Source organism: Mesorhizobium sp. P171375 (assembly GCF_057786075.1).
In genome coordinates, this window is sequence record NZ_JBYNWF010000001.1 from 2,682,001 (window position 1) to 2,708,490 (window position 26,490).

The 26,490-nt window shown below is 59.9% G+C and carries 21 protein-coding genes and 4 pseudogenes; 17 read left to right on the plus strand and 8 right to left on the minus strand.

Annotated elements, in window-relative coordinates; all coding sequences use genetic code 11:
- Positions 1–39: 39 nt before the first annotated feature.
- The 6 genes and pseudogenes from ACYHH6_RS12845 (at position 40) to ACYHH6_RS12870 (ending at position 2,964) form a co-directional block, all read left to right on the plus strand.
- Positions 40–612, plus strand: a pseudogene (locus ACYHH6_RS12845) (flavodoxin family protein).
- A gap of 152 nt (positions 613–764) precedes the next feature.
- Complete coding sequence (locus ACYHH6_RS12850; protein ID WP_352590728.1) at positions 765–929, plus strand: DUF3309 family protein; 165 nt, start codon at positions 765–767, stop codon at positions 927–929.
- 158 nt (positions 930–1,087) lie between these two features.
- Positions 1,088–1,141 (plus strand): annotated as a pseudogene (locus ACYHH6_RS12855) (DUF2934 domain-containing protein); the annotation flags it as partial.
- A gap of 195 nt (positions 1,142–1,336) precedes the next feature.
- Positions 1,337–1,537, plus strand: a complete 201-nt coding sequence (locus ACYHH6_RS12860) for a hypothetical protein (protein ID WP_352590731.1) — start codon at positions 1,337–1,339, stop codon at positions 1,535–1,537.
- Positions 1,534–2,427 (plus strand): alpha/beta fold hydrolase, encoded by an 894-nt coding sequence (locus ACYHH6_RS12865; protein WP_352590706.1) that lies wholly within the window; start codon positions 1,534–1,536, stop codon positions 2,425–2,427. Before ACYHH6_RS12860 ends, ACYHH6_RS12865 begins: the two co-directional genes overlap by 4 nt.
- Before the next feature lie 129 nt (positions 2,428–2,556).
- Positions 2,557–2,964, plus strand: a complete 408-nt coding sequence (locus ACYHH6_RS12870) for a DUF427 domain-containing protein (protein ID WP_352590709.1) — start codon at positions 2,557–2,559, stop codon at positions 2,962–2,964.
- A gap of 46 nt (positions 2,965–3,010) precedes the next feature.
- Here the strand turns inward: ACYHH6_RS12870 and ACYHH6_RS12875 are convergent, their stop codons facing one another.
- The 3 genes from ACYHH6_RS12875 to ACYHH6_RS12885 form a co-directional block, all read right to left on the minus strand.
- Positions 3,011–3,295 carry a PPC domain-containing DNA-binding protein gene (locus ACYHH6_RS12875; protein ID WP_352590712.1) on the minus strand — a complete coding sequence of 95 codons (285 nt, stop codon included), beginning with the start codon at positions 3,293–3,295 and terminating at the stop codon, positions 3,011–3,013.
- Between the two features lie 29 nt (positions 3,296–3,324).
- Complete coding sequence (locus tag ACYHH6_RS12880; protein WP_352590651.1) at positions 3,325–3,642, minus strand: plasmid stabilization protein; 318 nt, start codon at positions 3,640–3,642, stop codon at positions 3,325–3,327.
- A 170-nt stretch (positions 3,643–3,812) separates the two neighbouring features.
- Entirely contained in the window at positions 3,813–5,525 is a 1,713-nt protein-coding gene (locus ACYHH6_RS12885) for an HAD family hydrolase (protein ID WP_352591675.1), read from the minus strand.
- A 244-nt stretch (positions 5,526–5,769) separates the two neighbouring features.
- Between ACYHH6_RS12885 and ACYHH6_RS12890 the strand changes: the two genes are divergently transcribed.
- Positions 5,770–6,276 carry a YciE/YciF ferroxidase family protein gene (locus ACYHH6_RS12890; RefSeq protein WP_352591672.1) on the plus strand — a complete coding sequence of 169 codons (507 nt, stop codon included), beginning with the start codon at positions 5,770–5,772 and terminating at the stop codon, positions 6,274–6,276.
- A 243-nt stretch (positions 6,277–6,519) separates the two neighbouring features.
- Here ACYHH6_RS12890 and ACYHH6_RS12895 read toward each other — a convergent pair.
- Positions 6,520–6,958: pseudogene (locus ACYHH6_RS12895) on the minus strand (SDR family oxidoreductase); the annotation flags it as partial.
- 441 nt (positions 6,959–7,399) lie between these two features.
- Positions 7,400–7,852 carry a hypothetical protein gene (locus ACYHH6_RS12900; RefSeq protein ID WP_435053441.1) on the minus strand — a complete coding sequence of 151 codons (453 nt, stop codon included), beginning with the start codon at positions 7,850–7,852 and terminating at the stop codon, positions 7,400–7,402.
- Between the two features lie 745 nt (positions 7,853–8,597).
- Between ACYHH6_RS12900 and ACYHH6_RS12905 the strand changes: the two genes are divergently transcribed.
- From ACYHH6_RS12905 to ACYHH6_RS12915, 3 genes are all read left to right on the plus strand, one after another.
- Entirely contained in the window at positions 8,598–8,930 is a 333-nt protein-coding gene (locus ACYHH6_RS12905) for a GYD domain-containing protein (RefSeq protein ID WP_112566958.1), read from the plus strand.
- Between the two features lie 335 nt (positions 8,931–9,265).
- Entirely contained in the window at positions 9,266–9,658 is a 393-nt protein-coding gene (locus ACYHH6_RS12910) for a hypothetical protein (protein ID WP_352591668.1), read from the plus strand.
- A gap of 184 nt (positions 9,659–9,842) precedes the next feature.
- Positions 9,843–11,030, plus strand: coding sequence for an acyltransferase family protein (locus ACYHH6_RS12915; RefSeq protein ID WP_352591666.1), 1,188 nt, complete (start codon positions 9,843–9,845; stop codon positions 11,028–11,030).
- 39 nt (positions 11,031–11,069) lie between these two features.
- Here the strand turns inward: ACYHH6_RS12915 and ACYHH6_RS12920 are convergent, their stop codons facing one another.
- Together ACYHH6_RS12920 and ACYHH6_RS12925 are read right to left on the minus strand one after the other, a co-directional pair.
- Entirely contained in the window at positions 11,070–12,179 is a 1,110-nt protein-coding gene (locus ACYHH6_RS12920) for an acyltransferase family protein (protein ID WP_352591663.1), read from the minus strand.
- A gap of 548 nt (positions 12,180–12,727) precedes the next feature.
- Positions 12,728–13,045 (minus strand): YMGG-like glycine zipper-containing protein, encoded by a 318-nt coding sequence (locus ACYHH6_RS12925; protein WP_352591660.1) that lies wholly within the window; start codon positions 13,043–13,045, stop codon positions 12,728–12,730.
- A gap of 237 nt (positions 13,046–13,282) precedes the next feature.
- On the opposite strand from ACYHH6_RS12925, the gene ACYHH6_RS12930 reads away from it, so the two are divergent.
- Together ACYHH6_RS12930 and ACYHH6_RS12935 are read left to right on the plus strand one after the other, a co-directional pair.
- On the plus strand, positions 13,283–14,752 hold the full coding sequence (locus ACYHH6_RS12930) for a recombinase family protein (RefSeq protein WP_352591657.1): 1,470 nt from the start codon (positions 13,283–13,285) through the stop codon (positions 14,750–14,752).
- The gene (locus ACYHH6_RS12935) at positions 14,746–15,588 is read left to right on the plus strand and encodes a plasmid partitioning protein RepB C-terminal domain-containing protein (RefSeq protein WP_352591654.1); all 843 of its coding nucleotides are present in this window, start codon (positions 14,746–14,748) and stop codon (positions 15,586–15,588) included. The genes ACYHH6_RS12930 and ACYHH6_RS12935 overlap by 7 nt, the downstream gene beginning before the upstream one ends.
- A 1,023-nt stretch (positions 15,589–16,611) precedes the next feature.
- On the opposite strand, the gene ACYHH6_RS12940 is transcribed toward ACYHH6_RS12935, so the two are convergent.
- Positions 16,612–16,986 (minus strand): nuclear transport factor 2 family protein, encoded by a 375-nt coding sequence (locus ACYHH6_RS12940; protein ID WP_352591651.1) that lies wholly within the window; start codon positions 16,984–16,986, stop codon positions 16,612–16,614.
- Positions 16,987–17,183: 197 nt separating this feature from the next.
- Between ACYHH6_RS12940 and ACYHH6_RS12945 the strand changes: the two are divergent.
- The 5 genes and pseudogenes from ACYHH6_RS12945 to ACYHH6_RS12965 form a co-directional block, all read left to right on the plus strand.
- Positions 17,184–17,423 (plus strand): annotated as a pseudogene (locus tag ACYHH6_RS12945) (plasmid stabilization protein); the annotation flags it as partial.
- Between the two features lie 102 nt (positions 17,424–17,525).
- Entirely contained in the window at positions 17,526–17,909 is a 384-nt protein-coding gene (locus tag ACYHH6_RS12950) for a GFA family protein (protein ID WP_352591649.1), read from the plus strand.
- Between the two features lie 231 nt (positions 17,910–18,140).
- Positions 18,141–18,284: a hypothetical protein gene (locus ACYHH6_RS12955; RefSeq protein ID WP_352591646.1), complete on the plus strand. Its 144-nt coding sequence runs from the start codon at positions 18,141–18,143 to the stop codon at positions 18,282–18,284.
- Between the two features lie 360 nt (positions 18,285–18,644).
- On the plus strand, positions 18,645–24,356 hold the full coding sequence (locus tag ACYHH6_RS12960; RefSeq protein WP_488500511.1) for a HAMP domain-containing protein: 5,712 nt from the start codon (positions 18,645–18,647) through the stop codon (positions 24,354–24,356).
- 12 nt (positions 24,357–24,368) lie between these two features.
- The gene (locus ACYHH6_RS12965) at positions 24,369–26,444 is read left to right on the plus strand and encodes a response regulator (RefSeq protein WP_352591643.1); all 2,076 of its coding nucleotides are present in this window, start codon (positions 24,369–24,371) and stop codon (positions 26,442–26,444) included.
- Positions 26,445–26,490 lie beyond the last annotated feature (46 nt).

Here is a 26,490-nt window from a genome sequence, read left to right on the forward strand (position 1 = left end):
GCGATTGCGGTTTGGCTGGGGTAACGCAGGAGATTTCACATGCCACTTACAGCTTTTGCCCTCAATTGCTCGCTCAAAGCTTCGAACGACAGGGAAAGATCCTCCACGGACCGGTTGCTTGCCGATGTTCTGGCGGCGCTGGTGCCATACGGTGTCGAAGGCGAGATCGTGCGTTCGGTCGATCGCAATCAAGCCAAGTCTGCTTTCCGATATCGGCAAGGGCGACGATTGGCCGAAACTCAGGAAGAAAATACTGGCGGGCGACATCTTCGTGCTCGGACTTCCGATCTGGCTTGGAGCTGCGTTTCTAGAGGAGACCGACGACAAAGGGCGCATGCCGGCGGCAGGAAAGGTGGCTTTGGTGGCCATCGTCGGCAACGAGGATGGCGCGCCCACTGCCACGCCGAATGTTTTCAAGCACTGAACGATGTTGGCTTCACCATTCCCGCCAATAGCGGGATGTATTGGGTTGGCGAAGCCATGGGGGATGTCAATTATGTCGACCCGAGAACACCCGAGAAGGTCTCTGGCACGATCGAAATGGCTGCTTCCAACGCCGCTCATCTCGCTGGATTGTTGAAAAGCCAAGGCTATCCAGGCGTTACGGAATGACCTTGTTCAGCCATGTTGAAACTGCCAAGGACCAAACATGTCAGAACCAGTGGAATTCGCCTGGGAACAGGAAGGCTTGTGGCGAGTTCATAGTCTCAGCAGGCGGCGCGGCTGCGTTCGAAACGGAGGGGAGCCGCGGAAAGGAGAACGCCATGAGTCTCGGGACCATTCTCATCATCATTCTGATTATTGCATTGCTTGGCGGCTTTAGTGGACTTGGCGGCGGGCCATTCTACGGCACCGGCTATTATGGTGGCGGCGGCCTCGGTCTGTTGCTGCTTATTGTGATCATCCTGGTCGTGCTCGGGCGCATTTAGCGCCACATGACGCGAATGCTCGGCTCGTCGCTTCAGGGCGAGCGGCGGGCTTTAATGGCCTGATGTATGACAACAGCGAAGGAGAGAGCGCTGAACGCTAATGCTTCCGGTGGGGTGAGGGCGCCAAAATCGCGGCTGCTCACCTCCTCGGGCGGGGCTTGATAACCAGAGCCTATGAAATCTGGGAACGGAAGGGCCATCCGACTGGACGCGAGCAGGAGCACTGGGATCAAACCGTGCAGGAGATCGAGGGAGAAGGTCCAGCCCGAACGCGGCCCTGTCGTGCCCGACCCGACAGTCAGCGCCGGCCAAAAAAGCTCGAAGGATTGAAGGCTGGCCCGAGCATCCAGCAAGGCAACCAAATTCGCGGAGCCAGGTTTGTCGAATATCAGTCAGAGGAGGTTTCGATGAAGAGATCCTTGTCGCTTTTGGTGTTGGCCGCTGCTCTTGCGCTCGGCGCCTGTGATAACAGCGCCGAACCGACGAAAGCCAACACCGACACCATCAACAAGAACCCGCAGGTTGACCAGGATGCCAGACCCAAGTCGACGACTGGCGGCTCGACGATTGGCGGCGACCAGCCGGTTACAGCACCGGAGAGCAAATGAACCCCGTCTCATCTTGCGATACGCCACTGCTGCGCATCGCCTATCTCGAAGCCGGGCCAGAAAACGGTCCGCCCGTTGTCTTGCTCCACGGTTGGCCGGACGATGCGACCACTTACGCGCGTATTTCGCCGGTCCTTCATGAGGCCGGCTTTCGGACGTTTTCGCCGTGGCTGCGAGGTTTTGGACGGACATCGTTCCTGTCGAAAGAAACCATGCGGTCAGGCGAGATTGCCGCAATGGCGCAGGACGTACTGGATTTTGCCGATGCCCTTGGCCTCAGCCGCTTTGCGGTCGTCGGGCACGACTGGGGTGCACGGATCTCCTACCTCCTGGCGTCGGTTTTCCCTCGCATCAATTGCTGTGCTGCGCTATCGCTTGGCTGGCAACCCGGCAAGCCGGCAACGCCAGCGCCTGAGCAGGCGAAAGCATTTTGGTATCAATGGTTCATGGCAACAGCGCGTGGCGCCGAGTTCGTGCGAAAGAACCGCAAGGAATTCGCCAGATTCCAATGGGACAGCTGGAGCCCGTTGGGCTGGTTCGACGATGCCATTTTCGACGAAGTGGCTGCATCCTTCGAAAATCCGGATTGGCCGGATGTGACATTGCATTCCTATCGGGTTCGCTGGGGTGAGGCGGAGCCCGATCCCCGCTACGCGGAGCTGGCCGCCCGGCAAATATCGGTCAAGATCATCACAGTGCCGACCTTGACGCTTCATGGTGGCGATGACCGTGTTGTGTTGACCGCATCGTCGGAAGGGCTGGAGGAGCATTTCACCGCGCCCTACAAACGAGTGGTCCTGGATGCGGTTGGGCACTTCCCAACACGTGAGGCCCCACAAGAGGTTTCGCGATTGTTGGCGAGCTTTCTCGACAGTTACGGCAGGCTATAAAGCGCCTGGCTCGGCAGTCATTCGGCTTCATCAGACAAGCTGGAACCTGATGCATCGCCGCGCATTTCGTCTCCATGGATGGCGAGCCGGCACGCCGTCGCGATCAATCGGTAGCCACGGAGAATTCGGATGCAAACTTCAGTCGCAACTTCAGAACACCACCGCCCATTAACCATAGAACCGTTTGCCGGCACGGTAACGGTGCGATTCTCAGACGCCATAGTCGCGGCCACGGAGCGCGCGAAGGTACTCAGGGAAGAGGGACATGAGCCGGTGTTCTATATTCCGTTCGAGGACATCTATTTCGAGCTTTTCGAAAAGACAAACACGACCAGCAGTTCACCGCTGAAGGGAACCGCTACCTATTGGCGTGTCCATGCAGTTGGTGGCGCGGCTGATGACTTTATGTGGGCATACGAGACGCCGGATACGGCAGCGCGGGCCATTGCCCGTCATGGCGCTTTTGATCCGGAAAAGGCGCGCATCGACGTCGACCCGTTGGAGGACAAACGGCACACGCCACATGTCATGGAATAGTATCGTTGGACCTCTGGCAGGCATTTGCTAGCGCTCAGAGAATTCCTCATCGAGAAAGGCTTGGTTTGCCATCATCCCCCAGCGCAACATCGCCGATCGCGCTCAGCACCTCGCACTGTTCGTGAACCGGGATTTTGCGGTAGGTTTTCGCATCGAGGTCGAACCAGCCAACGGTGGCTCTTTCGAATGCGCCGATGGCAGTCAAGGAAGCACCGTCGACGCCTTGCTCGGTTGCGAAACCGATCAGTGTGGCAAACGCCTCTTCGCCGGGGTCGAGCACGATGACAAATGTACGTTGACCGCCGACCTCGTTGACGAGCCGGGATTTCATGCCTGCCCTCCGAACATCAGTTTGGCCCGTCAGTGGGCATGGTGTTCGGCGTTTCGCTTACGGGTTGCCGCAGCTTTCTTGGCCGATTCAGACCGGCTGGCTGCAGAGCGCGAGGCCGAAGCCTTTCCGCCGCTTTTGCCGCCCTTGTGCGCCGCGGGATGGCCGGTATGTTTGCCGCGACCGGAGCCGCCTTCCTTCTTGCCGCCGCCATCGTCCTTGTTGACGGTCGCCCATGCCCGGCGTTCGGCTTCCTTTTCGGAAACCCCGCGCTTCTCATAGCCTTCGGCGATATGATCGGCTTTGCGTTCCTGCTTGTCGGTGTATTTCGATTTTTCTCCACGTGGCATGGCTGTTTCTCCTATGGCCGTTTCTCCTGTTGGACAGGGTTTGAACGAAAAGGCGGGGCCTGAGTTCCAGCCGGACGTCAGAAGCAAACTCCACCTGGCCGAGCGCCGTTGAGATCGACAGTAAGGAGCCGAGGCGAACCGGATCAACGATAGCGGACCTCTATCGCGCGCTATTCCTCCGGCGCCGTCGCGGGAGCCGTATAGCGGCGGCGCACAGCGTCGAGCACATGCTTGCGGCTCTCCTCGGCCGAAAGCTTTTTATCTTTTTCCGCCTCAGCAGTTTCGCGGGCGAGATCCTTGTCTCGAATCTGATGGCGAAACCATTCCGAGTAGTCGCCTGCCCGCAAATGGAACGCCCAGGTCTTGTCGTCTATGCCTTCGGCGATCTGGGCGAAGATCATCAGATTGTGCGCCCTGAGGTTCATCGCATTGTCGGGGCCACGGAAATAGAAGCTGCCGGCTTCATCGAGTTGGCCCTCGGCATATTTGCGGCTGTGTCGTTTGAGCGACTGACGTGGCTCGATGACTTTGACGGTTTTAAGTTTCTTGCCCGCATGCGGCCGCCAGAGCAGCACCCGCGCGCCCTTGGGCGTGGGTAGATTCTTGGGCGGCTCGATACCGGTTTGATGGCAGAACGCCTTGACGACGTCCTTGGCTTTGGGCCCAAGCGCGATGATCGCCGTCACCAGCCTCAAGGCGTCGGTCGATATTGCCTCAGGGTGAACGGTGATAAGAATGGTGCCCGGCAATTCCAGTGACAGAATTGCCCGCGTATCATCGCGCCGTTTGGGGAGAAGATGATGCGCTTCGTCGATGATCAGCCAATGCGGTCTTGCCGTACGGCGGCGGAAACTGCCGAGGCCCGGTAGTAGGTCGGCGAAGAAATCCGGCCGCTCATTGACACGCAGCGCCAGCCCATTGATGACGACATTGCTGTCCGCCTTCTCAATCAGATCCAGCACTTGCGCCTTCGTCGGTGCGCTGGAGCCGTCACCCAGTCTGACGGCGCCTTCAAGGCCATCGTAGTCGCCTTCAGGATCGAAGACACAGAACTGAAACTGGCCTTCGACAAAGCGTTCCGTGAGCGCCGTGGCCAAGGTGGACTTGCCGATGCCCGAACTGCCGGCGATAAGCACGGTGTCGGTCGGCGACAGATAGACGTCATCGCCGCCGGCCGAGCCCAGAACGACGCCGTCATGGCGCCTCGACACGATTCCATGATCGCGCTTGACCAGTCTGTCGATCAGTTGCTCGACACCCTTTCCGCGTGCGCCGCGCATGACCAGATCGGCGGTCTCCTTGACGGCGGGAATTGCATTGTCCACGGCGACGCTGCAGCCGCAGACCTTAAGGAAAGCGTGGTCGTTTTCAGCGTCACCGACACCAACGACATTGTGTGGCGACAGCCGAAGGTCCTGAAGCGCGGCGCCCAGTCCGGTGGCCTTGTTGACGCCACTCGGCAGGATCATCACCGCGCCCTTGTTGAAGATGATTTCCAGCCCTAACCCCATCTTCTTGATCACTTCGAGCACGGCCGTCTGGTGAGGTTCCCAGGTAGCGACGATCGAGCGTCCGACCGACAGCGGCTTGACGCCCTGCTTTTTCAGCCTGGAAACGAATTTGGGATCCGGCACCGGCGAAATCGTCCGCTCTTCCTCGCTTGCCGGCGTATAGATAAGCGCACCGTTTTCGGCGACCACCTTGTCGAACAGGGCGACTTCGGGAAAGACACGCTTGAGGTCTGGCAGCTCGCGGCCGGTGACGAGAATCAGCTTGCGACCGGTTTTCTTGAACCGCTCGAGGGCAGCAAGGGTCTTCCCGGAAACGATCCCGTCATGGGCAAGCGTGCCGTCATAGTCGCTCGCCAGTGCAATGAAATACATTCCGCGGACCTTTCAAGTTGCCGATTGAGCTCCAGCTAGAACGAAGGACCCCGACAAAGGCTCCAATGGAGCAGCTCCGTCATAAGTCGGCTGGCATCGCACGAGGCTGCAGGCCTGGCACCGGAGATGGGGAACTGCTGCCCTACCCGGACGTTGACCAGACAAGCCGGGACACGTCCTGGCGGCAGTTGGCGGCGGCCAACCGCTGTCGAAATTCACCCCGAGAGCAATGAAAGGGAAGGCCATGGGCTTCTTTTCGAAGGACATCAAGACACTCGACAATCTCTTCGTGCACACGCTGCGCGACATCTACTACGCCGAAAAGCAGATCGAGAAAGCGCTGCCGAAGATGATCGACAAGGCAACCGACCCGCAACTGAAAGCTGGTTTCGAAAAACACCTCGACCAGACGAAGGGCCACATCGAACGTGTCGAGCAAGTGTTCGAGTTGCATGGCGTCAAGGCCAAGGAGGTGAACTGCCCGGCGATCGACGGCATTCTCGAGGAAGCCGACGATGTCAGCGGCGACGTCGACGACAAGGAGGTTCTGGATGCGGCCCTGATTGCGTCGGCACAGGCGGTCGAGCACTACGAGATGACCCGCTATGGCACCCTGATCGCCTGGGCCAAACAGCTTGGCCGCAGCGACTGCGCCAATGTGCTGGCCAAGAACCTCAAGGAAGAACAGGTGACCGATCGCAAGCTCACCGAAATGGCGGAAAGCAAGATCAACCTGCATGCAGCAGAATAGGAAGATTCGTTTCGGTCGGCAGGCGCGTTGGCTAGCCGGCCGAGGGGGACATCCCTGCGGCCGATGGAGCGGGTAGTGAATTTTCGCTCCGCCTCTTGCCGGAGGGAACCGTCAGCGCGCCGGATCGACTCCGTTATCTTCCCTCCAGATGCGATAAGCCACATATCCCAGAGTCATTGTGAAAAGCAGACGGACCATCCTTCCCACTCCCTTCACCGTACGTCCGTGTCGGCTGTCCTGACGTCAATAGCCGCCGACCACCGGCAAGATCTCGCCGGAGATGTAGCTCGAGCACTGTGGCGAGGCGAGGAACACATAGGCGGGTGCGAGTTCCTCCGGTTTGTGCAGGCCGTTTCATTGGCGTGTCAGCACCGAATTTCGATACGTCGTCGGCTTCCATGTCCGACGGATTGAGCGGCGTCCACACCGGGCCTGGTGCAACGGCGTTCACCCGGATGCCCTTGCTCATGAGATTACCTGAAAGGGCGCGCGTGAACGCATGAATGCCGCCCTTGGTCATCGAATAATCCACCAGCTGTTTTGAACCGTCGATGCCGGTTACCGAACCGGTGTTGGTGATCGCGAACCGGGCCTCGTGTGCGGCACTGCTTCCTGAGCCATATGAAAATAGCCGTACAGATTGGTCTTTCCGTGTCGTATCGAAATGTTCCTCGGTCAGCTCGTTGCGCCACCGCTTCGGCGAAACAGGGGCGGCTGCATCGCAGGCCACCCCTCGAAGGACCGTTTGCGCAAAGAATGACGTCTGCTGGCCGTAGTGAAAGACCGTGCTTCTCGGCAAAATCCGCCGTGTCGTACAGGTAGTTCGTTGAGGCAGGGCTTTGGGGCTTACTCATTGGGACTTCTTTCTTGGAGATCTAAGCCGATCCGCTGAACCTCGGCGAAAGAGCGAGCGTAGAATTCGCTCTCAAAGCTGCTGATGCTTGCCTTGCCGTTTCGCACGCGGACAAACCGCTCGCCAAGGCATTCGGTGATCTCAACGGAATTAGGAACTGGGGTCCGGACTAACTTCAACCATGGCTTTCTATCCTTGCGGGGCGAAAGCACCTGAGTTGGCTCCCTAGCGTCCACATTCCGGTGGAAGCGGACGAGCGACTTTACACCCCTAACAGGTGATCGCAGCATCATTTGTTACGCGGGCGGCCGCATTCCCACTTCGTTCAGGAAGGGTACGAACGTCATTCTGACGCGGGGGAAGCTCATCAGCGGAACCTAATAGAGTCGCTCCGCTTAATCCTGGACGAGCACCCGCGGCACCGACTTTTTGTAAAAGTGGATTTCGGCCAACGTCCCCGAGACCGCCGGCGCCGACATCATCTCTGTTGTCGAGCTCACTCAAAAGCTGTTCGCCGATGCCAAAGCGATCGGCATCACCAGCGTTGAGATCGAGGAAGAAACCGGCAGCGTGAACGAGGCTCTCCTGGACGCCATCGGGCACCACGATGCCGGCTTGGCTGAGTAAGCCATCCATGGCCGGCGTCTGGGTCGCGTTCTGTTTGGTCGGCATCGTGGTGGCACTGGTGGTGTTATGGTCGATGAGGTTGTAGCGGCTCGCCATCTTTCTCAATTTCGTGAACGCACCGTCTCGCGTGCGCAGTGTTTCGAAAAGAGACGCTAATGCGGCATGCAGCTTGCTTCCTGGGAACTGGCAGGAGGTAACTATGATACTTTCACGAGATCGGGATGAAGACGATATGGTCGTCCAATGCCCTAACTGCAAGCGAATGATGATCCGCAAAGGTCGCCTGATAAAAAGCTCCAAGTCTCTGACATGTGAGGGTTGTGGGAATGAGATCCGCCTGACTTATTCGTACAAAATGGCAATCTTTGAAAACCGCAGGCCACCATCATAGTTGTCCGGCCAAATGCTAAAGACATGCCGCACGCCAGCCGGCTTTCCGAAGGGCGTGCTTGCTATTTCAGAGAGTAGAAAAGGCCGGCGCCGCTTTGGAGGCTGACCGACTGGCGCCCGCCAGGCAGAGCCATGCCTGCCGGCGGCCCGATCGATTGCTGTTTCCTAACGTGACGTCATGAGCGCAGGATAGCTGCGGGGTTAGCGGCCACAAGCTGACACCTGATCGCTGCCATTCCTCCCCTTAGAAACTCGGTGAGCGTATGAGAAGATGCTGACAGGATTGGCTATGCGTGCGCCAGTCAACAGCCAGACAGCTACATCGCTGCCAACCTGCGCACTGGGCACGCGCCGAGGCCGATTGTCAGGTCGAGTCGCCGGCCTTGGCGCCGCCGTCGCAGTCGGGCTCGAACTCCTGTATACTGAGCCGGGAAACAGGGAGGATAAGACCATGCCGTTATACCTGACTCGGTTCAGTTACACGCCGGCAACATGGGCGAAGCTCATCAAGAGCCCGGAGGACCGCCGAGAAGCGGCGAAGCAGTACATTGAATCGGTTGGCGGAAAGTTGCACGGCTTCTGGTACGCCTTTGGTGAGCATGACGGATATAATCTGTGGGAGGCTCCCGATAACGTGTCGATGGCGGCCACTGCGCTCGCGATCGGCGCGGGTGGAGCGCTGAGTTCCGTCCAGACGACCGTCCTCCTGACTGTTGAGGACACGCTTGCAGCGCTGCAAAAGGCATCGTCGATTAGGTATCGACCACCAGGAGAACAAGCCTAGGCGCCAACCGGACTAGAGGCCATCCCGGTATCAACCCTTTGAAACCGCCGGCAATTTTGCTGGGTGGTTTCCACCGCTCTGGTGCCCTCATGGCCGTCCCCGCCACGCTGCGCGATCTCTCCTATATCGCCGCCAATCTGCGTCCGCAGGACCGGGCCGAGATCGACTGCCAGCTTGACCATTAGTCGCCGGCACTGCTGGCGCTCACCGCGCTGCAGGGCTTTGCCTTTGTCGTCGAACTCGACGGCAACCCGGAGGCTGGCTTTGGCGCCGCCGAGCAACGCAGCGGGCTGTGGATCGCCTGGAGCTGGGGCACGCGCCGTATGAAGCGCTGCGTGCCTGGCATTACCGCACATTTTCATGCCGTGCTCGGGCCGGAGGTGGCGGCGCGTGGCGGGTCGAGGCGAGGGCGCAATGAATTGGCGCTGCGCTGGCTCGGCCGGCTCGGCGCCACGCAACGCTGCCTGCTGCCGGCCTACGGCCGCAATGGCGAAGACTTTTTCCTCTACGACTGGACAAGAGAAGGCTGGAACCATGTGTCTCTTTCAAAGCCGCCGGCGCTGAAGCCGCTGCCGCCGACGCCGACCATCGCCGACAAGGACGTGCAGGCGCGAGAGGCAGCCTTGCGGGCTGAAGTCGAACAGCGCCAGGGCACGTTGAGCACGGTGAAAACCGACCTGGCGCCCGGCGACCTCACCGGCCAGCGCCGCGTGCTTTTGGGGGTATGACCATGACCGCGATGAAACGCAGTTGCCGAAAGCGCGTGCTGGCGTGGTGATATTGGCGACGGCATGCAAGGCTGCTGAGAAGGCGATGACGCCTCTTACCCTCCCCCTTGTGGGGAGGGTGAATAGCGCCGGCGATCTTAAACGGGTTGACAATCACGCCTCAAGCGCCATGCTGCAGTGCAACATGGCTAGCTACGAAACCAGCATCATCAGGTCATCGCGCATCGAATGCCTGGACGGGCTTCGCGCGCTTGCGGCGATCTGGGTGCTTGTCGGGCACTGCCTGCTTTTAACCGGCTGGCAGATTCCGGTCGTCGGCGAGCCGGATCTTGGCGTCGACCTGTTCATCATGCTGTCCGGCTTCCTGATGGTGTTCCACTATCAGCTGCGCCAGGACAAGGAGCCCTGGCAAAGGCCGGAAACCTGGCTGAAATTCTGGACGCGCCGCTATTTCCGGATCGCGCCGCTGTTCTACGTCATGCTTTTCGCGGCTTTGGCGCTTGGCCCCTATCTCTACGATTGCCGGATCATCATCGACGATTTCCTGTCGCGATCGCACCAGGCGCCCGAGCGCTACCTCGACGGCGGCCTGAAAAACATCGTCGCCCATCTCACCTTCCTGTTCGGGCTGGTGCCGAACCTCGCCTACCGCACGCCGCTGCCTGACTGGAGCCTGGGGCTGGAGATGCAGTTTTACGCGGTGTTCCCGGCCGTCATGTTGCTGGTGCGCAGGTTGGACTGGATCAGGAGCGCCATCCTGGTCGCGGCCGTCGGCTGCGCCATTGTGTTTGCGATGCGGCTGCTGTCCATCCATTTTCCGATGCCGTCCTTTCTGGCGCTGAAGATGCAGATTTTCCTGTGCGGGATGCTGCTGGCCGGTATCGTGCATCAGACCCAGCCCCGGCCGATCCTCTACCTGGCACTGGCGCTGCTTTTGGCGGCGCTGCCCTTTGGCGGCGACTACGGGCTGGGCAAGCTTCTGGTGCGTGAAGCGCTGGTGGCGGGCTTCTTTGCGCTGGTTCTCTACCGCATGCTGCCGGGAAAGGCGGGAACGCTGGCGCGGGCCATCGCCGTGACGCTCAGCAACCGGTTCTTCCATCTGATGGGAGAGCTTTCGTTCAGCATCTACCTGATCCATCTGCTGGTGCTGCAGCCCGTCGCGGCGTTTGTCATCAGCGAATACGGAAACGAGCTGGCGGCGCCGTTGCGCTTCGCGATCGTCGTTGCCGTGGTGCTGCCGACCGTGACCCTGCTGTCCTGGTTCACCTACAACCTGATCGAGGTCCCCGGCCAGAAGGCCGGTCGCTTCGTCGTCCAGCGCTTTGGCCGAAAGGGCGGCGCGGCGGCGCTGGAGAGGACGCCGGCGGAGTAGGGCGCGAAGCCAGCCCGGTCTCCTCGAACTGAGTTCACCCTAGAACTGGGTCACGCCCTCGCGTGCGCGGCGAAGTGAAAGCCAATACCGCAGCAGGGCGCGGATATTCTTGTCGTAGACATAATGCGCGAATGCCGAGACCGCGATGATCAGGGTGGATGTCGCCAGGATGAACGGCAGGCCGTGCTCGTTCCATGAAATATCGGTCACGGCTTCGACCGCGGCGTTCGAAAGGCGGATGAGCGGCGTGTGAAGGACATAGATGGCGTAGGAGATGTTGCCGGAGAAGAGCGCAATCCAGCGCCAGAAACCGGAAAGCCGCAAGCGCGACGCCACGAGAACGAGCCAGGGCCAGATCAGGACGATAACCACCAGGCTGTATAACTGGACATGTTCGGCCGGATCGAAACACATCAGCGCTCCGCATAGCGCCAGCAGCAACAGCATATAGAGATTGCCGTCCCGGCTGTCCCCGGTCGCATACCGGTTGAGAAAGACCCCGAGAAAGAACGAGAAGGCGATCCGGGCGGGAGCCGCGATCGTGTTGTCCCAGTAGGCGCCGCCGCCAAGCACGACACCATGCCAGGCCATCAGCACCAGGGCCAGCAAGCCGACGCCGACAATGACAGCCAGCGAACGCGCAACCAGCCTTGTGGCCAACGCGGCAAAAAAGGCATTGGCGACGAGTTCATAAAACAGCGACCATGCCGGACCATCAAGCGGGAAAAGCAGGTCGGGAGCCGTCGAGAGCGCCGGCGGCGTGGGTAGGAAAAGAACGGAAAACCCAAGGGTTGCAAGCAAATCCAGCCGCGAATACGCACCGATCCCTTGTGTCGCGATGGTTGCACCGACGCCGATCATGGCCAGGCCGAGTGCGGCGAAGTAGAGCGGGTAGAGCCTGAGAAGACGGGTCTCCGCGAAGCCCCAGAATGACATGCCTTTTCGGAACTTGTCGTCGTAGGCGTGGGCGATCACGAAGCCGCTCAGCAGAAAAAACAGGTCCACGGCGAGGAACCCTGAAGGCGCCAGATCATATCGCCGGCCCGTGTATTCGCTGAAGTGGCCGAGCATCACCAGGACAGCAGCAATGCCCCTAAGTCCATGCAGCGCGTCGAAGTGGGCCGTCCTTGAATCCCGCGTCTCGGTCATCCCGTTTCCGTCAGTTTTACTTTGCCTATCTACGCACTGATTGCTGCGATGCACAAGAAAGTTTTGCGGCGCACACTCAGCCGACTGGCCGCGGGACTGGAAAGCCTGATCGTCCCGCAGTCGGGAAAATGGCATGGGCTGACTATCGCCAGGCGAGGAGGGCGAACTGGTGCTGACCGATCTCACAACAACCGTCGGCTACTACCGCCGCCCGTCCTATGGCGAGTGGATGGCGAGGACAAGAACGCCCAACGGCTTCGCGCCGCACAGTGCCTTGAGCATTTTACGAGGGCCGAGGTGGTGCAGTGTATGATGGGATTTCTGACGCTGGACGAGACGCAACTGGTGCTGCCGGAAAGCGGCGCGGGCGGAGGAGTGGCTCCTTCCTTCTCCTCTTGCGGGAGAAGGTGGATCGACGAGCGGCGCCGAGACGGATGAGGGGTGTACCGGCAAAGTGGGGTGTTGGCCTTTCTTGGGGCCCCCTCATTCGTCGCCCTCGCTAACACCTGTTCTCACAAGGGAAGAAGGTGTTAGCGAAGGCACTTCGCTCAATAATCGCCGTTGTAATACCGGTCGTCGCAGGGCGCGGTGTAAATCCGGCCGTAGCGATCCCGGTAGCGGCAGAGCTGTTCGCCGCGACGCTGCGGCGTGGTGGCCTGGCCGATGACGGCGCCAAGCAGGGCGCCGCCGGCGGCACCGACGACCGTGCTTTCGGTGTTGCCGCCCAGCGCCTGGCCGGCGAGGGCGCCGGCGCCGCCGCCGATCAGCGCGCCGGTGGTTGCCCTCTGCTGCTGTTCGGTCTGGGTCGCGCAGCCTGCCAGAGCGGCAGTCATGAGCACGGCGGCAATGGCTTGTCTGATGATCATCTTGGAACTCCTTTGAAGCCCCAAACGCGGACCGGGGCGAATGGTTGCCAGTTGCTGGCGCATTGCGGCTAAACGGCGGCGTGCCGGCACACGAAGTGTGTCACGGTTTCCCGGTCGTTGATGACGTTGGTTTCCAAACGCAGAAGGGTAGCATTCGACACAAACTGGACGGGAGTTATCAACCAAAGGACAGGTCACCAATTGCTAGCATGTAATCTCGGCGGGACAGCACAAGCGATGGACGAGGTTGCAGCGGCCCTAAAAGCCCCCTCAGGCAGGCGCATGGTGCGTGCGGCCCAGTATCTGCGCATGTCGACAGACCACCAGACCTATTCGATAGACAACCAGCGAGATGCCATACGAGACTACGCCGAGATCATGGGCTACGACATTGTCGCAACCTACGAGGACGCCGGTCGTAGCGGTCTCAACCTCGGAGGCCGTCCCGGCCTTCAGCGGTTGCTGGCCGATGTAGAAAACGGAAGAGCCGATTTCGAAACGGTGGTGGTGTACGATGTCAGCCGCTGGGGACGGTTCCAGAATATCGATGAGAGCGCCGTCTATGAGTATCGGTGCCAGATGGCCGGCGTCCGGATCGAATTTTGCGCCGAGCAATTCGCAAACGACGGCAGCATCGGCTCAGATGTACTCAAAGCAATCAAACGCAGCATGGCTGCCGAGCAGAGCAGAATGCTCTCGCAAAAAGTCTTCATCGGCCAGGCGAGGTTGGTCCGGCTGGGCTTCCGGCAAGGCGGCAAGGCCGGCTTTGGCCTGCGGCGCTTGCTTGTCAGTCAACACGGCCGCTCAAAGGGCATCCTTTCATCCTACGAATACAAGAGCCAGCAAACGGATCGGGTAGTTCTGGTGCTCGGACCGCCCGCCGAGATTGCGACAGTGAGGTGGATCTTCAGTCACTTTGTCAGAACACACAAGACAGAGCTGGAGATGGCAAGACTGCTCAACAACAAGCATTCGGCCCGGCTTAGAAGCCATCAAGTCCACAATCCCCCGGAACAGTGGGTGCGGGTGGAAAACATCCTGGAGCCTATCGTCGACCGCAAACTGTTCGACCGGGCGCAGATCGTCCTCAAGACCATCTATCGCCACATGACCAATGACGAGATGCTGGCCGCCCTTAGGGCACTTTTGGCTCGCCGGGGCGCCTTGTCGTTAGCCATGATCGACGCCGATTCCGAATGCCCGCCGTCGCAACGCTACCAGTGGCGTTTTGGAACCATTGTCAAAGCCTATGAACTGATCGGATACCAGCCATCCAACAACTACCGCTACATCGGCGTGAACCGGCGCCTGGAAACAATGAGGCTGCGGGTTATCGGGGATCTCGTGGGCGCGATGGAAAGGCAGGGCGGGGCTGCTGCCCATGACATGGCGACAGACCTCCTGCGGATAAACGAGGAGATCACCGTGGCGATCACGATTGGACGATGCAGGGTTTCCGGCTTCGGCTATCCACGCTGGTTTTCGAAGGCCGGTCAACGGCCGCCACCGGATATTTTCGTCCTGATCCGTATGAATCCCGGCGACCTGACCATTCGGGACTATTTGATTGCTCCTGCGCATGAGATCGCGGGCAAATCGGAACTGCACGCCATCAATGGGGCACTGCTGGACACCTATATTTTTCCCGCGCTCAACCCAATTATCAGGCTGGCAGAGCGAGAGCCTGTCGGGGGCGCGACTTGGTAGCCAAGCGCTTGCCGAAGGACGCCGCCTACCGCGCACTGGAAAACGGTGGCGACAGACATGCGAGGAATATTGTCGCTGGCGCAATAGGGTCCAAGAAGAGGCTTCGTTCGCACGAATTTTTGGCGACCTACGATACGGAATGCAAACGCATGCGCGATTTCGTCACCGAAGCGGCAAAGTCTGAACAGAGCCTGGACCGGATCGTCGCGGCGCTCCACCTGATGATGCGCGACAAGGAATTTTGCACCATGTTGGTGTCTGAGGGCTTCGGGACAATGCCAAGGCTACTGGCACGTAGGTTGCGTGGCGCGACCCGTGAGCCGCAAATGTTCTGCCCTCCCGGGAAACCCGCTTCCGAGAACGGCGAAAACCGGAAACCCGTTAACGGAATCTGCCCCGATGTCATCGACCTGCTTCGGGACGCGCCGGTGAAAACGAAAATCTTCGGGTTTCTCCAGAAGGTTCTGCCAGTCAGGCAATTGGAGATTGCCCGGCTGATGGTGGCGATGGACCGGGTCAGGATCACCTACGCGAGGCTACTCGTCGCTCTGACACCACAAGCCCTGCTGGCCAAAGATTTTAATCTCTCAACGATCACCACACAGGCGGAAGAGCAGCGCGGCGCGATGGTGTTCGAGGTCGGCACGCTGAGCCTTGAGGTTCTAAGCGCCGTGGAAAATCATGGCCAAGTGGGCCTGGAGCTTGTCGTAGCCAACCGTTTTTTCGACCGGATGATGGATAATGCCAGAGTGGTGCGATATCTCGCCCGGAACTTTCCGGGTCATTTTGAAGAGTTCCACCGCTTGTCGATGCCATGCCTCGAACAAAGGCGCTAGACATGCCCGCCCGGGTCTCGACGGGGGCTTTTTTAGGTCAGGTTGGAACATCCCACGCGCTCTTGTAGTTGGTTTCTTGCGGTGGGCTGAACGGCTTTCTTGTCCACTGCAGATCGCCCTCCGTGGACGATCGAGGCCCGCTGCCGTCTAACCCCTCAAGGTCCGGCAGCGGGCTTATTGTATGAGCGGACAGAACTACCCCCCGACTGGCCCGCTGCCACATCCTAGGCGCGAGATTTTTTGTGTGCTCCAGGAACCGCACGAGGACCCCGAAGTTAATGAGACCGCGGACCGAAGCCTCCGCATCGGCACTGTTTGGTATTGGGGAGTTGCAATGCCCATTTCAGATGACATGCGAGACGAGGATTTGGAATTTGAATGTCCAAACTGCGGCTGTCTCATCGTCAAGAAGGGCTCTTGGCTTAAAGTTATTTCCGCTTTCACCTGCACCCAGTGCGAGACAAGGGTGCGGATTGGTTACCCTGCCAAAGTTGCGCTTTTCGAACGGAAGAAGAAGAGTTCTGATCGGGCCGTCTAATAGACCGTTAGCGGCTGGAGCGAGAGCGCCAAAAGCAGCGTGGTGTCACCCGACCGCGCACAACTGCAGTGACGGCGACTTCATCGCTTACCTTGATATTGCCCCGAGCCATACCGATGATCAATGACCGGTCAAGATGAGTTCGACCCCAAAACGCTATAGATGAGTGGCCGGCAGGGTTGGGTTGCCTTGCGGGCTAATGTGATGCCGGCCACTACGGGTGAGTTTGGTCCCCGCGCGGAGAACCCTACGGGCATATTAGCGATCGCGCAATTAAGCCGTATGGACTAGCCCCGTTAGTGGCCTTACCGGTCCGGTCCCGTTCGGCTGGACGAACGGCGCCCTCTTGTCGGTGATGGTCTCGATCGACTTCAGCAGGGGCTCATTACTGTTGCTGCCAGAGCTTCCCCTGCACCCTGTGCGATCTCAGAACATGGCTGCCAGTCTTGCCGCCATCTCGCGAATTGGCGCTACAGAGCCAGCTTTTACTCCACGATCTTCCAATACGAATCCTTGCGGATCACCTTGCCGTTGCGGAACGTGTAAAAGTCGCTACCGCGCAGCTCCTTTTTCACGCCCTCGCGGGTGGTGGTGCCGGTGAGGATCCATCTGGACATGCCGGTATCGGCGGCTGCATCGACGAAATGCTCGCCGTCGCCGTAGTGGACATCGGGCAGGCCTTCGGAGCGTGTCGCCAGCGCGTCACGTACGCTGCGCTTACCCTCGAAGCGAGAGCCCCAGGGGTTGCTTCCCCTCGGCATCTCCAGGACGCAGTCGTCAGCAAAGAACGCCATGATGCGATCGAGGTCGTGCGCGTTGAAGGCATCGCATAGCTCCGTCAGTGTCGATCGAATGTCCATTCGCCTGTCTCCTGGATAACCGATAGCGTGCGGGTCCGAAGTAGATCACTGGCGACGGGGCCGCTCAAGACCTCCGACACTCCGCCCGCTAGCAGGAAGCGAACCTACCGCTTGGGTGCCAGGACACTAATCCTGTAATCGCATAAGATACTGAATCTGCAAGAGACTCTTGCCTTTCACAGGTTCCTGATTTAAAACGTGGCGTATCGGAAAAGGAAGCCGAGCGTCGCGCCTGGGCGACTGTCAACAAGGATGACGGAGGCGGCAAAAAGGAGGGTGGATCGGGTCGTGGCAAGCACACGGGTCATCCCGTAGCGCACAGGGGCGGCGAACTCGGCGGCAAGGCATCGGCGTCGCGCTCGGCGCCCGCCAAATCCGCCTCTGCAAAAAAAGCGGCCGCTACAAGGAAGCACAACGAAGGCCACGCCGTGCGTTAGCCTGTGGCATGACGGGAGCCCGCAACGCAGATGCCGGTTGCCTTGGCATTCCTGTCGGGCAACGACAATGACCAGCTGCCGCCCTTCCGCGAGTTCGTTTGAATGGCAGAAATCGTTGGAAATTGCCTGTGTGGTGCAGTCCGTTTTCGGCTGACCGGACCTCGTCTGGTCCATTATTGTCATTGCACAATGTGCCAGAAATCGACCGGCGCGCCAGCAGCCGTTCTTGCGTGGGTTGTTCGCCAGAGCCTGTTGTGGACGGGAGAAGCCAAACCGCTGGAATATAGATCGTCGCCGATCGCAGTCAGGAGTTTCTGCGGCAAATGCGGCTCGGCCATCGCCTTGGCGTATGACGCGGGAGACGAGATCGGCATACACACCGCGGCGCTCGATCAACGCGCAGAACTGGCACCCGCACCCCAGTACCACTATGGCGCCGAGAGTCAGCTACCGCACAACGGAGGAAAATTGGTAGGGCGTCAGTAAGCTCCAGCGTAAGCAGGATCCTCCTACTTGCCTTCCTTACGCTTCTCGACATCGTAGGTCAGCAAGCGACAGAACATGCCGGCGATTGATGCAGCGGCGTAAGCAGGCAGGCAACCAACAGCGGGCTATCGGAAGCACTCGACCAACTTACGATTGAACAACGCTCAGCGTTGAAACCAGATAGCCCATGCCCTTGAGAATGTGCAAAGACGCTTTTATTGCGCGATCGACATGTTGGTCGGTCTGCAGCCCGGCGCTGACGATCTCACCGGATGGCTGATACGCGTGTGCGACTATGCCGGCAACGAGCTTTGCTCGATCGACGTCGCGGAGGCCGAAGCTGCCCGGCAGGCCAATGACAACACGCCGCTTTGACGCAAACCGGCAGTTGCGGCGGGACTGAGCGCTGGCCATGCGCGGGGTCGGTGGCTGTAATCGCGCAATGGCGGCGATTGTGGGCTTTGCGCTAGCCCGTTGGCCGATAACCTTCAGCGCATATTCCTCAATTCGGCATGAGAGCCCTCTGCGGTCAGATCCGCCACGGAACCCGCGCCAGAGTAAATCTTCGCTCTGCTTCAGAACCAGGTTTGATCTCCTTGATTGGGTCTGCTCTGGGCGCAGCGTCCTATGGAACGAAATTTCAAATGCGGCGTTTCGGGGTTGCGGGGGAATGTACCATTCGGCCCGCAGGGGCAGTTTCAAGCATTCCATTACGGTGGGAGGGGCGCTTTGACCGTGCAGGCATCCAAGAAGCAGTTGGACCGTCGAAGCATTCTCAATTCTCTAAAAGCCTTTCGGCGCGGTGATTTTTCCGTCCGTATCGACAATATCTACGAAGGGGTCGATTCCGAGATCGCCGATACATTCAATGAGATCGTCGATCTCAACGCTCAGGTGACGCGTGAATTCGAGCGCCTGAGCAGAGTTGTCGGCAAGGAAGGGCGGATTGGCGAACGCGGCCGCGTTCGAAACGCCACCGGCAGCTGGGAATCCAGTGTCCGATCCGTCAACGACCTGATTGAAGACATGGTCCAGCCGACAGCCGAGGTGGCCCGCGTTATCGGCGCCGTCGCCAAGGGTGACCTGTCGCAAACCATGATGGTCGAGATCGACGGCCGACCACTGCGCGGCGAGTTCCTGCGTATCGGCAAGATCGTCAACACCATGGTCGGGCAGTTGGCCTCGTTCGCCTCTGAAGTGACCCGCGTGGCGCGCGAGGTCGGCACCGAAGGCAAGCTCGGCGGCCAGGCTCGGGTGAAGGGCGTTGCCGGCACGTGGAAAGACCTGACCGACAACGTCAACGCCATGGCGACCAACCTGACCGGGCAGGTGCGCAACATCGCGGAGGTTACAACGGCAGTCGCGTCGGGCGATCTGTCGAAGAAGATCACCGTCGACGTCAAAGGCGAAATCCTCGAACTGAAGAACACCATCAACACGATGGTCGATCAGCTCAATTCCTTCGCTTCGGAAGTGACCCGCGTGGCACGCGAGGTCGGCACCGAGGGCAAGCTTGGCGGCCAGGCGCGCGTCGAGGGTGTCGGCGGCACATGGAAGGATTTGACCGACAACGTGAATTCGATGGCCGAGAACCTCACGGGACAGGTGCGAAACATCGCGGAGGTGACGACAGCAGTGGCTTTGGGCGACCTGTCCAAGAAGATTACGGTCGACGTGAAGGGCGAAATTCTCGAGCTGAAATCGACCATCAACACCATGGTCGATCAGCTCAATTCCTTCGCCGGCGAGGTGACCCGTGTGGCGCGCGAGGTTGGCACGGAAGGCAAGCTCGGCGGCCAGGCGCAGGTGCGCGGTGTCGCCGGCACGTGGAAGGACCTCACCGACAACGTCAACTCCATGGCAGAGAATCTGACCGGGCAGGTGCGCAACATTGCCGAGGTGACGACGGCGGTCGCGTCGGGCGACCTGTCAAAGAAGATTACGGTTGCCGTGCAAGGCGAAATCCTTGAGCTGAAGGATACCATCAACACCATGGTCGATCAGCTGAACTCCTTTGCCTCCGAAGTGACGCGCGTGGCGCGCGAGGTCGGCACCGAAGGCAAGCTCGGGGGCCAGGCCGAGGTGAGAGGTGTCGGCGGCACCTGGAAGGATCTGACTGACAACGTCAATCTGATGGCCGCCAATTTGACCGGGCAAGTGCGCAACATCGCCGAGGTGACGACGGCCGTGGCGCGCGGCGATCTGTCGAAGAAGATCACCGTCGACGTCAAAGGCGAAATTCTGGAGCTCAAAGACACCGTCAACACGATGGTCGATCAGCTGAATTCGTTCGCCTCGGAAGTCACGCGCGTGGCCCGCGAAGTGGGCTCGGAAGGCAAGCTTGGCGGACAGGCTCATGTCGAAGGCGTCGGCGGTACGTGGAAGGATTTGACCGACAACGTCAACGCCATGGCGGGCAACCTGACGGTGCAATTGCGCGACGTGTCCAAGGTTGCAACGGCCATTGCGACCGGTGACCTGACGCAGAAGATCACGGTCGATGCCCTGGGCGAGATCTTGCAGATCAAGGACGTCATCAACACGATGGTCGACCAGCTGAATTCCTTCGCGTCGGAAGTGACACGCGTGGCGCGTGAGGTCGGCTCCGACGGCAAGTTGGGCGGCCAGGCGCAGGTGCGTGGTGTCGCCGGCACGTGGAAAGACCTGACCGACAACGTAAATGCCATGGCCGCCAATCTGACCGGCCAGGTGCGCAACATCGCCGAAGTGACCACGGCCGTGGCGCTCGGCGACCTGTCGAAAAAAATCACGGTCGATGTCCGCGGCGAGATCCTCGAGCTCAAGGACACGATCAACACGATGGTCGACCAGCTGAATTCCTTCGCGTCGGAAGTGACGCGTGTGGCACGCGAGGTCGGCACGGAAGGCAAGCTTGGCGGCCAGGCACAGGTGCGCGGCGTCGCCGGCACTTGGAAAGACCTGACCGACAATGTGAACTCCATGGCCGAGAACCTGACCGGCCAGGTGCGCAACATCGCCGAAGTGACGACCGCCGTTGCGCGCGGTGACCTGTCGAAGAAGATCACGGTTGACGTCAAGGGCGAAATCCTTGAGCTCAAATCGACCATCAACACCATGGTGGACCAGCTCAACTCCTTTGCCGGCGAGGTGACCCGCGTGGCACGCGAGGTCGGCACAGAGGGCAAACTTGGCGGTCAGGCGCGGGTCGAAGGCGTCGCAGGCACCTGGAAGGATCTGACCGATAACGTCAACCTGATGGCGACAAACCTGACCAATCAGGTGCGTGGCATCGCCGACGTGGTGACAGCGGTCGCGCAAGGCAATCTGAAGCGCAAACTGACAGTCGACGCGAAGGGCGAAATCGCCTCTCTGGCCGACACCATCAACGGCATGATCGAGACGCTTGCGACCTTTGCCGACCAGGTGACCAATGTCGCCCGCGAAGTCGGCATCGAGGGCAAGCTTGGGGGACAGGCGCGTGTGCCGGGTGCGGCAGGCCTGTGGCGCGACCTGACCGACAATGTCAACCAACTCGCCGCCAATCTGACCACCCAGGTCCGCGCCATCGCTGAGGTCTCGACGGCAGTCACCAAGGGGGATCTGACGCGCTCGATCAGCGTCGAGGCCTCAGGCGAGGTCGCGGCGCTCAAGGACAACATCAACGAAATGATCCGCAATCTGAAGGATCAGACGTTGAAGAATGCCGAGCAGGACTGGTTGAAGACTAATCTCGCCCGGTTTTCGCGCATGCTGCAGGGAGAGCGCGATCTCGCCACCGTGTCGCGTCTCATCATGTCCGAACTCGCGCCTCTGGTGAATGCGCAATACGGAGTGTTCTACGTCACCAATCGCGACGAAGAGGAATCCTATCTCGAGCTGGCGGCGTCCTACGGCGCCGAGAGCAAGGCTTCCATCAAGCAGCGCCTCGATCTCAGGGAAGGCTTGGTCGGGCAAAGTGCCGCCGACAAGCGCGCCATCATGCTGGACAACGTGCCGCCGGAATTCCTGCGTGTAACGTCCGGCCTCGGCAGTGCCTCGCCGGCCAACGTCATCATCCTTCCGGCCTTGTTCGAGGATGAGGTCAAGGCCGTCATCGAGCTTGCCTCGTTCAGTGAGTTTCGGGACACCCACCAGTCGTTCCTCAACCAGCTGATGGAGTTTGTCGGCATCGTCCTGAACACCATTGCCGCAACGATGCGCACAGAGGGCCTGCTCAAGCAGTCGCAGTTGCTGACGTCGGAGTTGCAGGCGCGTCAGACCGAACTGACCAAGAAACAGGAAGAGTTGCATACGACGAACGAGGAGCTGCAGGAAAAGGCGCAGCTGCTCGAAAACGAAAAGAAGCAGGTGGAAAACAAGAATCTCGAAATCGAGATGGCCCGGCGCGCGCTGGAGGAGAAAGCCGAGCAGCTTGCGCTGACGTCGAAATACAAGTCCGAGTTCCTGGCCAATATGAGCCATGAGTTGCGCACGCCGCTCAACTCGCTCCTTATTCTGTCAAACCTGCTCGCGACCAACCAGCAGGGCAATCTCAACGAAAAGCAGGTCGAATTCGCACGCACCATCAACTCCGCCGGAACCGACCTTCTCAGCCTGATCAACGATATCCTCGACCTGTCGAAGATCGAGTCCGGCACTGTCTCGATCGATATCAACGATATGCCGGTCACGCATCTGCGGCAGCACATGGAACGCACCTTCCGTCAGCTGGCCGCAGACAAGGGTCTTGGCTTCACCATCAATGTCGATCCCGCGCTTCCCGAGACTGTCCGCACCGATGAGAAGCGCTTGCAGCAGATCGTCCTCAACCTGCTTTCGAATGCTTTCAAGTTTACCTCGCAAGGCGAGGTCAGTCTGAATTTCCGGGTCGAGAAGACCGGGCGCCGCAATGGCTCCTCACACCCGACGAAGGGACTGGCGATCGCAGTCACTGACACCGGCATCGGCATTCCCGAAGACAAGCAGAAGCTGATATTTGAAGCCTTTCAGCAGGCCGACGGCACCACCAGCCGCAAATATGGCGGCACCGGGCTGGGGCTGTCCATCAGCCGAGAGATTGCTCGCTTGCTTGGTGGTGAACTTCGCGTCGAAAGTGTCCCGGGAAAGGGCTCGACATTTACGCTGGTCATCCCGTTCGCCGGCCCGCGCGTGGCCGCCGCGCAGTCAGCCGCCATGCCTGCGCCGACGGACGCCGTTGCTGGGCCATCGCTGGGCAGCCCGCCTTCGGCAGAGCTTATCGACGACCGCGATTCCATATCGCCGACCGATCGGGTCGTGCTGATCGTCGAGGACGACCCGACATTTGGCGGGCTATTGCTCGGCCTCGCACGTTCGGCAGGGCTGAAAGGCGTCTTGTCGAATGCGGGGTCCGGCACTTTGGCATTGGCTCGCAAACTGGTGCCCGACGCTATCACGCTTGATCTCGGGCTTTCGGACATCGATGGCTGGGTGCTTTTCGACCTGTTGCGACACGACCAGAAGACAAGGGGAATTCCCATACATGTCATCTCGGGTGCGGAAGATATCGGAAGCCTTGCCCGCAAGGGCGCGTCCAGCATTTCCACCAAGCCAGTGTCCTCCGACGAACTGATGCAGGTGTTTCAGGACATCCATTCCAAGAAACTGCGTACCCAACGCCGCGTTCTGGTCGCCGACCCCGATCCGGAGCGCCGGCTATCGCTCGTCGAAGCGATCCGCGACGGCGTCACCTCGGTGACAGCGGTCGGTCGGTTTGCGGCAAACGCCGACGACGTCGGCATGGCCTCTTATGATGCCGTCGTGCTCGGCTTCGGCCGCTCAGCGAAGGAGAACGCGCAAGTGCTGGACGAACTCATTGGCCAGTTCGGGGAAGCGTTGCCGCAACTGCTGTTTTTTGCCCCCCATCCGGATGCGCTTGAGCAGGTGCTGGCGCTAAATCCAGCACTTGCGAGTGCGCCGCGTGCGGAGAATTTTGCTCAATTGGCGCTTCATATCTCGGCGACGCTGCCGGGCGAAGGACGCGAAGCGCGCGAGACCGAAACCGAACAGACCGGCAGGTCGGATCTGGCGGGAGCCAAGGTTCTCATCGTCGACGATGATATCCGCAACATCTACTCGCTCACCAGCGTCCTGGAGACTTACGACATACAGGTTCTGCATGCTGAGCGAGGCCGTGATGGCATCGCGCTCCTGGAACAGACGCCCGATGTTGACGCGGCCTTGATCGATATCATGATGCCGGAGATGGACGGCTACGAGACGATGCGGCGCATTCGCGGCACCGCCGAGATCGCTCACATCCCACTGATTTCGGTGACCGCCAAGGCAATGAAGGGCGATCGTCAGAAATGCCTGGACGCCGGTGCTTCCGACTATATCGCTAAGCCGGTCGATCTTGATCTGCTGCTGGCGTTGCTTCGTGTCTGGATCGGCCGTTCTCGAACACGCGCCGAGAATCCGGAAGAGATGCTCGTGGCAGTGAACTGACGGCCGGCCCCAATGCAAAAACCGCCGCGAAACAGGGTAAGAAAACTTGAGGCCGTGCAATCGGCCGAAGCACCGGCAAGGTCACGCATCCTCGCCGTTGACGATGATGAGCGCAATCTGTTGGCGATCAGCGAAGTGCTCGCCGCAACCGGCGATGTCATCTGCGCGCAATCGGGCGAAGAGGCTCTGCGCTATCTGCTGAAGGAGGATTTCGCCGTCATTCTGCTGGATGTCCTTATGCCGGGAATAGACGGCTATGAAACGGCCGCGCTCATCCGCCAGCGTGAACAATCCAAGCGCACGCCGATCATCTTCCTCACCGCCATCAACAAGGAGGAAGCCCACATGCTGCGCGGCTATGACGCCGGCGCGGTCGATTATGTTTTCAAGCCATTCGATCCGATCATGCTGCGCTCGAAAGTCGCGGTGTTCGTCGAGCTTCACGAGAAGAGGCTGGAAATCCAGCGAAAGGCCGCGGCCGAGCAGGGATTGCTGGCGCAGGCACTCCAGGCGCAGAAGGACAAACTTCAGGCGGAACGGGCCCTGCGCAGCTCAGAGGAACGGCAGGACGCCATTTTGAGGTCGTTGCCGGTATGTTTCCATGCACGGGCCGCCGAACCGCCCTTCGCGGCTCGCTTTGTGACCAAGGGCGTCGAGCGTCTGACCGGGTTTTCGCCCGACGATTTGATTTCGGATCCGGCCTTCGGCCTTAGCCGGGTCCACCCTGAAGACCGTTCAAGGCTGGAGCAAGCACTGCTGGAAACAAAAAACACCGGCTTCTACACCTGCGAATTCCGCTGGCTGTGCGCCGACGGGGAGTATCGCATCTTTCTCGACCAGGGTGTGATGTCGGACGGGTCTGATGGCGAAAAACCAGAGATACTGGGGACACTGCTTGACGTTACCGAGCGGCGCGGCCTCGAGGATCAGCTGCTCCAATCACAGCGTCTGGACGCAATCGGCAAGCTGACGGGTGGCTTGGCCCATGATTTCAACAATCTACTCGCCGCCATTCTCAGCGGATTGGGATTGCTTGAACGCCGCGGGACACTGGACGATCAGGCACGACAGATTGTCGATCTAATGCGGCGTTCTGCCAAACAAGGTGCCGACTTGGTCACGCGAATGCTCGCCTTCTCGCGGCGTCAGACCCTGAAGCCGGAAGCGATGCGCCTTGCTGCCCTTGGCGACACCATGAACGGCTTGGTCGCACCGGTTTTGGGAGGGCTGATACGCTTCGACTGGCAGGTCGATGACGCGGTGTGGCCCGTGCACGTCGACGCCGGACAGCTGGAGCTTGCCTTGATGAACCTGGTTTTCAATGCGCGAGACGCCATGTCTTCTGGCGGCACAATAACGGTCCATGCGCAAAACCGATCAGTGGAAAATCGATCGGAAGACGTGCTGGCCGGAGACTATGTCGTTCTGACGGTCAAGGACACGGGCTCGGGTATCGCGCCTGACATCCTTGCGAAGGTCATCGAACCGTTCTTCACCACAAAGCCGGTGGGGAAGGGAACAGGGCTCGGTCTCAGCACCGTCTACGGCTTCATGAAGCAGTCGGGCGGGACGCTGCGCATCGAGAGCGCCGTAGATCGTGGAACGGCCATGCAGCTTTGGCTGCCGCGATCGGTCGAAGAGCCGGCCAATCCTTCGCTCGAGGCCGACATTGGACACACGCTGCTAGACGCCTCCACAGACCGCCCGTCGATCCTTCTGATTGATGACAGCAACGTGTTGCGGCAGCTGACAGCCGAGTCGCTTCGCCAACGTGGGTTCGAGGTTACGTGCGCGGGAGGAGGAGCAGAAGCGTTGGCCATGATCGAACGGGCTCCCGATCAGTTCGATGTCATCGTTACCGACTTCGCCATGCCCCTGGTAACCGGCGTGGATGTCATCCGCTTTGCGCGCAACCTGCGCTCCGATTGGCCGGCGGTTATCATCACGGGCTATGCCGATCAGGAGGACATCGCCGATCGACCAGCGGACGTGCCGTTGCTTGGCAAGCCCTTCCGCGACAAGGATCTGCTCGACAGCATCTTCCTCGCTGTTGCCAATGCAGAGCCCCGGAAGATCAAGGCGGGATAGCACCGGCGGTTGACAGCGAACGACCCGATTTCTGTTCGCCAGTCAC